Annotated in this window: 10 protein-coding genes, 1 tRNA gene and 1 pseudogene; 7 read left to right on the top strand and 5 right to left on the bottom strand. The window is 72.3% G+C overall.

Annotated elements, in window-relative coordinates:
• Positions 1 to 443: 443 nt before the first annotated feature.
• On the bottom strand, positions 444 to 671 hold the full coding sequence (locus tag ACWGPF_RS14385) for a hypothetical protein (protein ID WP_452333439.1): 228 nt from the start codon (positions 669 to 671) through the stop codon (positions 444 to 446).
• A 229-nt stretch (positions 672 to 900) separates the two neighbouring features.
• Positions 901 to 1,008: pseudogene (locus ACWGPF_RS14380) on the bottom strand (nucleotidyltransferase domain-containing protein); the annotation flags it as partial.
• Positions 1,009 to 1,067: 59 nt separating this feature from the next.
• Between ACWGPF_RS14380 and ACWGPF_RS14375 the strand changes: the two are divergent.
• Complete coding sequence (locus tag ACWGPF_RS14375; RefSeq protein WP_452333437.1) at positions 1,068 to 1,652, top strand: GrpB family protein; 585 nt, start codon at positions 1,068 to 1,070, stop codon at positions 1,650 to 1,652.
• A 103-nt stretch (positions 1,653 to 1,755) separates the two neighbouring features.
• Here the strand turns inward: ACWGPF_RS14375 and ACWGPF_RS14370 are convergent, their stop codons facing one another.
• On the bottom strand, positions 1,756 to 2,259 hold the full coding sequence (locus ACWGPF_RS14370) for a MarR family winged helix-turn-helix transcriptional regulator (protein WP_452333436.1): 504 nt from the start codon (positions 2,257 to 2,259) through the stop codon (positions 1,756 to 1,758).
• Between the two features lie 77 nt (positions 2,260 to 2,336).
• Here ACWGPF_RS14370 and ACWGPF_RS14365 point away from each other — a divergent pair.
• The 6 genes from ACWGPF_RS14365 (at position 2,337) to ACWGPF_RS14340 (ending at position 7,871) form a co-directional block, all read left to right on the top strand.
• Positions 2,337 to 2,408: transfer RNA gene (locus tag ACWGPF_RS14365), tRNA-Gln, on the top strand.
• A gap of 16 nt (positions 2,409 to 2,424) precedes the next feature.
• Positions 2,425 to 3,885, top strand: a complete 1,461-nt coding sequence (gene glmU / locus ACWGPF_RS14360; protein ID WP_452333435.1) for a bifunctional UDP-N-acetylglucosamine diphosphorylase/glucosamine-1-phosphate N-acetyltransferase GlmU — start codon at positions 2,425 to 2,427, stop codon at positions 3,883 to 3,885.
• Positions 3,860 to 4,894, top strand: a complete 1,035-nt coding sequence (locus ACWGPF_RS14355; RefSeq protein WP_345436480.1) for a ribose-phosphate diphosphokinase — start codon at positions 3,860 to 3,862, stop codon at positions 4,892 to 4,894. The genes glmU and ACWGPF_RS14355 overlap by 26 nt, the downstream gene beginning before the upstream one ends.
• Positions 4,895 to 4,991: 97 nt before the next feature.
• Positions 4,992 to 5,465: a hypothetical protein gene (locus ACWGPF_RS14350; RefSeq protein ID WP_452333434.1), complete on the top strand. Its 474-nt coding sequence runs from the start codon at positions 4,992 to 4,994 to the stop codon at positions 5,463 to 5,465.
• 1 nt (position 5,466) lies between these two features.
• Positions 5,467 to 6,327 (top strand): FAD:protein FMN transferase, encoded by an 861-nt coding sequence (locus tag ACWGPF_RS14345; RefSeq protein ID WP_452333433.1) that lies wholly within the window; start codon positions 5,467 to 5,469, stop codon positions 6,325 to 6,327.
• On the top strand, positions 6,324 to 7,871 hold the full coding sequence (locus tag ACWGPF_RS14340; protein WP_452333432.1) for an FAD-dependent oxidoreductase: 1,548 nt from the start codon (positions 6,324 to 6,326) through the stop codon (positions 7,869 to 7,871). Before ACWGPF_RS14345 ends, ACWGPF_RS14340 begins: the two co-directional genes overlap by 4 nt.
• A 515-nt stretch (positions 7,872 to 8,386) precedes the next feature.
• Here the strand turns inward: ACWGPF_RS14340 and ACWGPF_RS14335 are convergent.
• Both ACWGPF_RS14335 and ACWGPF_RS14330 read right to left on the bottom strand, forming a co-directional pair.
• Complete coding sequence (locus ACWGPF_RS14335; RefSeq protein WP_452333431.1) at positions 8,387 to 9,070, bottom strand: ABC transporter ATP-binding protein; 684 nt, start codon at positions 9,068 to 9,070, stop codon at positions 8,387 to 8,389.
• 25 nt (positions 9,071 to 9,095) lie between these two features.
• Complete coding sequence (locus ACWGPF_RS14330) at positions 9,096 to 10,571, bottom strand: ABC transporter permease (RefSeq protein WP_452333430.1); 1,476 nt, start codon at positions 10,569 to 10,571, stop codon at positions 9,096 to 9,098.
• Between the last annotated feature and the right edge of the window lie 159 nt (positions 10,572 to 10,730).

Below are 10,730 nucleotides of genomic sequence, written 5' to 3'. Positions count from 1 at the left end.
GGGAATGGGAACGAGGCGGCCCCACCTGCGCCGGCAACCTCTCCGCCCTCTGCCGGGCCCACCACCAACTCCGACACCACTCCCCGTGGCGCATCGAGCAACCCGAACCCGGGGTGATCGTGTGGACCAGCCCCCTCGGGCACGAGTACGCGACCACCCCACCCCCGCAGACCGCGCATACCGCCGCTCACGCGCCGCACCCGCCGACTCCGTGCATACCGGAGTGGGAATACGCGCCGATCACACAGGCAGACCTCGACGACAACTGGCTGTGGGAGTACGAGAACGGCCTCACCGACCAACCCCCACCGGGATGGCACCCCGACCCACGGAACGACCGAGACGAACATCCGCTCGCAGGCGGCGAGGTATGCGCTGCATGACCAGCATCACTCGTCTTGAGAGCGCGGCTGCCGACGTGCCGCGGAGTCGGGACACCCCGCTCAGGCGAGCGGTCGCGGCAGCGCCCTCACCGCGGCGATCATCGCGAGAAGCTCCTCCGGAGCCGCCCCGCCCGATGCCAGTGCTGCCGTTGCCGCGGCGGAGAAGCCGTGCGTCTCGAGAAGGAGCCGCTCGGCGTCGAGCACCGTGCCCTTCTCGTTGACCACCCACGCGCCGGCGACCGCATGCCATCCGTGCGCGATCAGCAGCGCGGCGTGTGTGCAGCACAACCAGACGAAGATGGAAGGCGAACAGCCCCTGCTGCGCCCGCGCACACTGCTCGTCGACGCGGTCCGCGTCCCGCAGGATCCAGTCGACAGGGGTTCCGTCGACGCGCAGCCACGCACCGCCGTCGACCCATGGCCCCCACCCGCCCGGTGCCGCGAGGGGCGAGTCGCCCTCCGACCATCGTGCCGCGAGCGCCGCGAGACCAGCGACATCGAGCGCGTCCTCCCGGTAGCCGACGCCGAGATCGACGTCCGAACCGGGGCGGTGCGTGCCGCGTGCGCGACTGCCGCCGGGCGAGGCCGCCACCACCCCGGGCACGCCAGCGATCCCCTCCGCCATCGCCGTGAGACGCGCGTCGTCGAGCATGCCGACAGACGACGCGCGCTATGGTCCGCAGCATGCCGTCGCCGAACCCCGCCGAGCTCCGTCCGCACGATCCCGCATGGCCGACCATCGCCGCCGGCGAGCTCGCGCGCATCTCGGCCGCGCTCGACGGACTCGGCCCCGCGGAGTTCGACCACATCGGCTCGACCTCCGTCCCCGGCCTCCGCGCCAAGCCGTTCATCGACCTCCAGGTGCGCATCGGAACCCTCCCCGACGAGCGGGCGCTCGTCGCCAGGCTCGAGCCGCTCGGGTATCGGATGGCCCGCGGCTCCCGGCCGGACTCTCCCGGCGTGACCCGCGACGTCCCGCGCGGCGACGAGGCCGTCGCTGACGAGGTCTGGCACAAGCGTCTCCTCACGAGCGCCGACGTCCCCGCCATCCTCCACATCCGGCGGATCGACTCGCCCTGGGGCCGCTATACGATCTGGTTCCGCGACTGGCTGCGCGCGAATCCGGAGGCACGCGCCCGCTACGAGGCCCTGAAGCTGCGGCTCTCCGCCGAGAACGCCGGCAAGCCCGACTACGACGACTACACGCGCGCGAAGAGCGCGTTCTTCGACGAGGTGCAGAGCGTCTTCACGGCGTGGGCGGCGCGCTGAGCTGCGCGTCGTACCAGGCGAGCTTCTCCGCGAGACGCTCCCGCCGCCGCGTCAGCAGCGCGCCCCTCGTGCTCACGGACGACGGCTCGCGATGGCCGCGTGATCAGCCGGCGCCGTCGAAGCTCAGGCTCAGGCGGCGCAGCAGAGCCGCGAGCCGCGAGCGCTCCGACGCCGACAGCCGTCCGAGCAGCTCCGCCTCCGCATCCATCAGCCGTGTGATCGCGGCATCGACCCGCACGCGCCCGTCGTCGGTCAGGGTCACGAGCACGCTCCGCCCATCCGCCGGGTCTGACTCGCGCCGCACGAAGCCGCGCGTCACGAGCCGGTCGATGCGGTTCGTCATCGTGCCGCTCGACACGAGCGTCTGCAGCAGCAGCTGCTTCGGGCTGAGCTGGTACGGCGCGCCTGCGCGCCGCAGCGCCGACAGCACATCCCACTCCCACGGCTCGATGTCGGTGCGGCTGAATGCCTCCCGCCGAGCGCGGTCGAGATGCCGCGACAGCCGGTCGACGCGCGAGAGCACCTCCATCGGCGAGAAGTCGAGGTCGGGTCGCTGCGTCGCCCACGCGCCGACGATGCGGTCGACTTCGTCGGTGTCCGTGGCCATCCGACCAGTATCTCCTATGGGTCCCCGGCCCGAGCGGATGGTCGTGGCAGACTTGACGGGCGGCCGACGGGCCGCGGTCCGCCATGGTGTAACGGCAGCACGACAGCCTTTGGAGCTGTGAGGACCAGGTTCGAATCCTGGTGGCGGAGCGTGACGGAGAACGACGTGACACAGACCGAGCTGGCGATCGTCATCCTGGCGGCAGGCCAGGGGACCCGGATGAAGTCGAAGCTGCCCAAGGTGCTGCATTGCATCGGAGGGCGGCCGCTCGTGGGGCACGTGCTGCACACGGCGCAGCAGCTCGACGCCGTCGTGACGCGCGTCGTCGTGCGCCACGAACGCGACCGCGTCGTCGAGGCGATCGCCGACTTCCCCGGAGTGGAGCCCGTCGACCAGGACGACATCCCCGGCACGGGCCGCGCCGTGCAGGTCGCCGTCGAAGCCCTGCCCACCGCGTTCGCGGGCGACGTTCTCGTGCTGAGCGGCGACGTCCCCCTCCTCGACGCCGACACCCTCGCCGCCCTCATCGACGCGCACCGGCGCACGGGAGCCGAGGCGACCATCCTCAGCGCGACGCTCGACGACCCCACCGGCTACGGACGCGTCATCCGCGACCCCGACGGCACCGTGGCGCGCATCGTCGAGCAGAAGGACGCCGACGAGGCCGAGGCCGCCGTGGCCGAGATCAACGCCGGCGTCTACGTCTTCCGCGCCCCGTCGCTGCGCGCCCAGCTCGCCCGCGTCGGCACCGACAACGCGCAGGGCGAGATGTACCTCACCGACGTCGTCCGCCTGCTGCGCGAAGCCGGCGCGGCGGTCGCCGCGACGACGGCCCCCGACGCGCGCATCGCCCTCGGGGTGAACGACCGCGTCCAGCTCGCGGAGGCCGCGGCCATCCTCAACGCCCGTGTCGTGCGCCGCTGGCAGCTCGAGGGCGCGACCATCCTCGACCCCGCGACGACGTGGATCGACGACACGGCATCGCTCGCTTCCGACGTCACGGTGCTGCCCAACACCTTCGTGCTCGGGGCCACGAGCGTCGGCGAGGGCGCCACGATCGGGCCCGACACGTCGCTCGTCGACTGCGAGGTGGGGGAGGAGGCCGTCGTGCGCCGCACCGACGCCACCCTCGCCGTCATCGGACCCCGCGCCACGGTCGGCCCGTTCGCGTTCCTCCGCCCGGGCGCCGAGCTCGCAGAGGGCGCCAAGGTCGGCACCTTCGTGGAGGTGAAGAACTCCACGGTCGGCGAGGGCTCCAAGGTCCCGCACCTGTCGTACGTCGGCGACACGACGATCGGCCGCGGCGTGAACCTGGGGGCAGGCGCCATCACGGCGAACTACGACGACGTCGCCAAGCACCGCACCGTCATCGGCGACCAGGTGCACACGGGCTCGCACAACGTCTTCGTCGCCCCGGTTAGACTGGGCGACGGCGCGAAGACGGGAGCGGGCGCGGTCATCCGCAAGGATGTGCCGGCAGGCGCCCTCGCTCTGAGCGTGGCACCTCAGCGGAACATCGCGGGGTGGGTCGAGACCAACAGGGCGGGCTCAGCGGCGGCGGAAGCCGCGGCGAAGGCCGGAGCGGTGGAGAAAGCAGCCGATGGCGCGCACGAAGAAGACCATTGACCTCGACCTCGCGAAGGGCATCGCCCCCGGCGTCATCGCGAAGACGAAGAAGCGCCTCGTGGTGGTGGCCGGACGCTCCCACCCCGAGCTCGCGCAGGCGGTGGGCGAGCACCTCGGCATCGAGATCGCCCCGACGGAGCACCGCACCTTCGCCTCGGGCGAGATCTACACGCGCTTCGAGGTCTCGATGCGCGGCACCGACGTGTTCCTCATCCAGTCGTTCGACCAGAACGTCAACGAGGAGCTCATGGAGATGCTCATCATGCTGGACGCGCTCAAGCGCGCGTCGGCCAAGCGCGTCACCGTCGTCGTGCCGTACTACCCCTACTCGCGCCAGGACAAGAAGGGGCGCGGCCGCGAGCCGATCTCGGCGCGCCTCGTCACCGACCTCATCGCGACGGCCGGCGCCGACCGCATCATGAGCGTCGACCTGCACGCCTCCCAGATCCAGGGCTTCTTCGACGGCCCCGTCGACCACCTGTTCGCCAAGCCGGTCCTGCTCGGGCACTTCCGGGAGACGCTCACGCCCGAGGAGCGCGCGACCCTCACGGTCGTCTCGCCCGACATGGGCCGCGTCCGGGTGGCCGACACCTGGTCGGACAGCCTCGACGCGCCGCTCGCGATCATCCACAAGCGCCGCGACCCGAAGGTCGCCAACCAGGTGTCCGTGCACGAGATCGTCGGCGAGGTCGCGGGCCGCACGTGCCTGCTCGTCGACGACATGATCGACACGGCGGGCACGATCGTGAAGGCCGCGCAGGCACTCAAGGCGAACGGCGCGAAGAAGGTCATCGTGGGCGCGACGCACGCGATCTTCAGCGACCCCGCGACCGAGCGCCTGCAGGACGACGCCATCGACCGCGTCGTCGTGACCGACACCGTGCCGATCCCCGAGGAGCGCCGCTTCGAGAAGCTCACGGTCCTGTCGGCCGCTCCGCTCCTCGCCCGTGCCATCCGCGAGGTGTTCGACGACGGATCCGTCACGAGCATGTTCGACGGCGCCGCCTGATCACAGCGGACTCATAGGAGGGCCACCGCCGGTCCGCATGGATCGATGGTGAGGTTGCCTCATGGCCGCGGAGCGCGGCACCGATGAGAGGACCGACATGATCCGATCCGCACGCACCGGCGCCGCCCTCGCGGGAGTCGCCGGGATGATCGCCCTCGCCGGCTGCGGCGCCGTGACGGTGGGAGCGTCCACCGACGACACCGCGACATCCGACACGACGGATGCGTCGACGACGGAGTCCACCGAGAGCACCGAGACGTCCGGCACGGGCTCGACCTACGTCGACGGCACCTACACGGCCGAGGGCTCGTACCAGACGCCCGAGTCCGTCGAGACGGTGACCGTCACCGTGACGCTCGAGGACGACATCGTCACGTCCGTGGAGGTGACGGGCGACCCGCAGGCCGCCGAGAGCCAGCGCTACCAGTCGCAGTTCATCGACGGGATCGCCGACGAGGTCGTGGGGGTCGACATCGACGAGCTGTCGGTGAGCCGCGTCGCGGGATCCTCCCTCACGAGCGGCGGGTTCAACGCCGCGATAGAGCAGATCATGCAGGACGCGGCGGCCTGACGTGACGGCCGCATGGCGCTTCGACGCCATCGGCACGTCGTGGGAGATCGAGACGCCCCGCCCCCTCGGTGACGGCGCGCGCGAGCAGATCGCCCGCGCCGTCGCCGCGTTCGACGCGGAGTGGTCGCGGTTCCGCGCCGACTCGGTCGTGTCTCGTCTCGGTGAGGCGGGAGGGGAGACCGCAGCCCCCGCCGACGCCGCCGACATGCTCGCGCTCTACGCGGAGCTGTCCGACGCCACGGACGGCGCCGTGAACCCGCTCGTTGGCCGCTCGCTCGAGCGTCTCGGCTACGACCGCGCCTACTCGCTCCGCGCGGGCGACGCGGAGCCGGCGCCCGCCGACTGGCGCGAACGGCTCGCGTGGGATGGCGGGCGGCTGCGCCTGCGCGGACCTGCCGTCGTCGACGTGGGCGCCCTGGGCAAGGGACGCCTCGTCGACATCGTGGCCGGGATGATCGAGGGCGACGTGGTCGTCGACGCGAGCGGCGACATCCGCGCACGCGGACAGCGGCAGCGCATCGCGCTCGAGCACCCCTACGACGCACGACGCGCGATCGGCGTCGTGACGATCGCCGACGAGGCGCTGTGCGCGTCGGCGGCCAACCGTCGCGCATGGGGCGACGGCTTGCATCACGTGCTGGACGCGCGCACAGGCCTCCCCGTTCGCACCGTCGTCGCGACGTGGGCGATCGCGCCGACGGCCATGACGGCGGATGCCGCGGCGACGGCCCTGTTCTTCGACGGCGGCCCCGCGTTCGCCCATGCCCACGATGTCGAGTGGGTGCGCGTGCTGTCGGACGGACGCGCAGAATGGTCACTCGGAGCCCGCACGGCGCGGGGAGGAGCGGAGATCTTCACATGATCGGATCACTCACGGCGGCGTACCAGCGCGGCATGCGCGTCCTCGGGCGCCTCTCGATGTACCGGCTCGTGCTGCTCGCGCTCGCCGTGCTCGCCGTCATCGCGTTCGCCCTGTCGTTCGCCGGGCTCGTGCTGCCCACCCCCGGCGCGCTCGTCGCGACCGCCGCCGTGCTCGTCGTCGTGGGCTCGGCGGTCGACGCGATCGCGCATCGCGTGATCGGCACGCCGTGGCGCGTCGAGTCGACGCTCATCACCTCGGGCATCCTGCTCTTCGTCGTGCGGCCCGGTCTCGACGTGCCGACCCTCGCCGGGGCCGCCATCGCCGCCGCGGCGGCCGCGCTGTCGAAGTACCTCATCGTGTGGCGCGGCAGGCACATCCTGAACCCGGCCGCGGTCGGCGCCTCCGTCGCCACGCTGTCGACGTTCGGCGGCTCGGCGTGGTGGGTGGGGACGCCCGCCCTCTTCGCCCCGCTGGCGCTTCTCGCGCTGCTCGTGCTCTGGCGCACCGAGAAGCTCCGGGTCGTGGCGCTGTTCCTCGCGGTGGCCGTCGTCGTCGGCACCACGAGGGCGATCGTGCAGCTCTACGCCGCGGGCGTCTCGACGCCGCTCGAGACCCTCCTCCAGGGCGTCATCGTGCAGTCGCCATACCTGTTCCTCGGCGCCTTCATGCTCTCCGAGCCGCTCACCCTGCCACCGCGCCGCCGCCAGCAGTACCTCGTCGCCGTCGTCGTCGGCCTGCTCGCGGGATGGCCCATCCCGCTCGGGATCGTCACGCTCGGCCAGGAGCGCGCCCTGCTCATCGGCAACCTCCTGGCGTTCGCCTTCGCCGCGCGGCGTTCCGTGCGTCTCACCCTCGACCGGCGTCGTGCGCTGACGCCGACGGTGCAGGAGCTCTCGTTCACCGCGGTGCGCCCTGTCGCGTTCGAGCCCGGTCAGTATCTCGAGCTCGACGTGCCGCATCGCCGGCCCGACGCGCGCGGCACACGGCGCGAGTTCTCGGTCTCGTCGGCGCCGGAGGAGCTCCCGACGATCCGCATCGCGTTCCGCGAGGGCCGCGCGCAGACCCTGTCGAGCTACAAGCGCGCGCTCGCGGAGGCCGCGGAGGGCGATGTGCTCGCCGTGACGGGCGTCTGGGGGGATTTCGTGCTGCCGCGTTCGGCAGACGCACCCGTGCTGATGGTCGCGGCGGGCATCGGCGTGACGCCGTTCGTCTCGCAGCTGCGCCACCTGCAGCTCGCCGGAGAGCGGCGCGACATCGTGCTCGTGCTCGTCGCGTCGAGCGCGGCGGAGCTCCCGTATCGCGCTGAGCTCGAGGACACCGGCGTGCGCACGGTCGTGTGCACGCCGGATGAACCCTCGGCGCTGCCCGCGCACTGGTCGTGGTGGGGCGGTGGCCGGCTCACGCCAGACGGCCTGGGGGAGGCCGTGCCCGACCTCGCGGCGCGGCGCGCCTACGTCTCGGGCCCGCCCGCGCTCATCGCGGATCTCGCACCCGCGCTCGCGCGCGCCCGCTCGCTCACGACCGACGCCTTCGCCGGGTACTGATCGGTCCCGCGCGCGTGCGTGCGCGCCGTGGGCCGCGCGGGTGCCGCTGACGAGCCGGGCCGGATGCGCGCGGTGCATGGCACTGCACTCGGTGCACGTCGGTGCGTGGTGCACACGCACCGGGCGGCGCGAGTCGCACCCGTGTGCACAGCCGGCACCGAAACGCGCGGCGACCGCTGCAGTGCACGCCCGTGCGCGCCGTGAGCCGTGTGGGCGTCGCCGACGAGCCGGGGCCGGAATGCGCGCGGTGCGTGGCACTGCGCTCGCCGCACGACGATGCGTGGTGCACACGCACCGGACGGCGCCAGCCGCACCCGCGTGCACAGTCGGCACCGAAACGCGCGCGGCGGCCGTGCAACGCACGGCCGAACCGTCCGTGCGCCCGTGAACCGTCGGTGCGCCCGTGGGCCGCGCGCCCGTGAGCCGCACGCCCGACGCCGGCGAGCCGGGCGACGCGAGAAGCCCGGCGGCGCGCCCGGGGGAGGGCGCGCCGCCGGGCGGCGGAGCGGGGTCGGTCAGCGCCGGGTGATGTCGGTCACCGTGCCGTGGTCGAGCCGCAGACGGCGACGTGCACGGCGCGCGACGGCCGAGTCGTGCGTCACGAGGATGAGCGTGAGCCCCTCCGCGTTGAGCCGCTCGAGCAGATCCATGATCTCGTCGCGCGTGTGCTCGTCGAGGTTGCCCGTCGGCTCATCGGCGAGCAGCACCTTCGGCTGCTTCGCGATCGCCCGTGCGATGGCGACGCGCTGCTGCTGGCCGCCCGACAGCTCGGTCGGCAGGTGGTCGGCGCGCTCGGAGAGCCCGACGTGCGCGAGCGCCTCGGCGACCCGGGCGTCGCGCTCCTCCTTCGCGAGCCCGAGCGGCTCGAGCCCCATCGCTACGTTCTCCTTGGCGGTGAGCGTCGGGATGAGGTTGAAGCCCTGGAACACGAACCCGATCTCACCAGCGCGCAGCCTTCCGAGATCCTTCGCCGAGGCCGACGCGAGCGAGGCGCCCGCGATCGAGATCGCGCCCTTGGTCGGCGTGTCGAGGGCGCCCAGGAGCTGCAGGAGCGTCGACTTGCCGCCGCCGGTCGGCCCCTGGATGGTGACGAAGTCGCCCTGCTCGATCTCGAGGTCGACGTTCTTGAGCGCACGGACCTCCCGGCCCTTCGCGGTGTACGTCTTCTGGACGCCCTCGAGCGCATACAGCGTGGTCATGATGTTCTCCTTGTCCTGTCCGCGCTCAGCCGACCGAGCGCAGCGCCTCGGCGGGGCTCAGCCGAGCGGCCCGCCATCCGCCGATCGCGCCGGCCACGAGCCCGCCCGCGACGGCGAGCGCCACCGCGATGATGATGATGGTCGCGTCGAGCGGCGCCGAGAGCGTGATGTCACTCGCCGTCTCGGCCATGGCGCCGAAGCCGCCGCCCATGCCGCCCATGCCGGCCTCGCCGCCAGGCCCTGCGGCCGTCGCGGTGGATGCCGTCGAGATGGTCGGCTGCACGACATTGATGATGACGGCGCCGATGACGCCGAGCGCGACGCCCACGGCCCCGCCGATGAGCCCCTGCACGACCGACTCCCCGGCGACCTGGCGGACGACCCGGCCGTTGGTCCAGCCGATGGCCTTGAGCGTTCCGAACTCCCGCGTGCGGCGCGAGACGCCCGAGATCGTGAACAGCACGGCGAGCAGAACGGCGACGGCGAGCACGATGACCGACAGCCACGTGCCGAGGCTCGTGATGAGGCTCGACGCGCTCGACAGCGAACCGGACACCGTCGAGGCGAGGTCGGACTGCGAGCTCACGGTCGCGTCGGGCAGCTCGTCCTCGAGGGCGGTCTGCACGGTCGCGATGTCGCCGGCCGACGCGGCCTGCACGTACACGGTCGAGACGACGTCGCCCGCACCGGAGAGGTCCTGCGCGACGTCGAGGGGGATGAAGACGTCGGCGGCGGTGTCGGCCGAGTCCGACGTGGAGGCCACGATGCCGACGATCTCGAACTCCTCGCCGCCGAGCTCGACGGTGTCGCCGACGGCGAGCTCGTTGGTGGACGCGTAGGTCGCGTCGACGACGGCGACGTACGATCCCGCGTCGTCCGACGCGAGCGCCCGTCCGTCGGAGAGCTCGACCGAGGAGAGCGGTCCGACCGTCGATGCGGCGTCGTCGACGCCCAGCACGCTGATCGAGTTCAGGTCGAACGAGCCGCCGCCGAAGCCCCCTCCGCCGCCCTGCGGCATCTCGCCCTCGGACGGCGCCGTCTGCGTCGTGTCTCCCGTGTCGGTCGAGTCGGTCGGCGCGCTCGGGAGCTCGCCGTCGAAGGTGACGTTCGTGAGGGCGAGCGCACCGGAGACGGCGGAGACGCCGTCGGCGCCCGACGCGGTGTCGACGACCGACGACTCCAGCGTGGAGCGCCCCATCTCGGTCGTGAGGCGCGACTGGCTGACCTCGGTCGTGCCGTCGTCGGCTGTGGCTCCGTCGTCCTCGCCGAACTCGAAGCGCTGGCCGCCGCCCTCTCCGGGCTCGGCGGCCGCGCCGGTCACGGTGAGGTCGGTGCCGACTCCGTAGACGGACTCGAGCGCCTGGTTCTGCGCGTCGCGCACGCCGGCTGACAGCGCGTTGACGATGATCACGAGCGCGATGGCGATCGCGAGCCCTGCTGCGACGATGATCGTCTGCTTCTTGCGGCCCGCGAGTTCTCGTCGCAGGTAGGTTCCGAACATGGGTCTCCCTTTTCGCCGCTCCCGGCGAGCGGCCGAGGTCGACCGTAGGGACGCCGCTCATGGCGTGCATGTGCGGAGGTTATGAGCGGTTTATGAACGGGAGCGAGGACTCACAGCGCGCGCATAGCCCCCGCCATAGCAAGCGCATAGGAAGGGGCG

Source organism: Microbacterium sp. NPDC055683, from assembly GCF_053617895.1.
The sequence above is the reverse complement of the archived record's forward strand: the minus strand, read 5'-3'. Positions and strand labels throughout refer to the sequence as shown.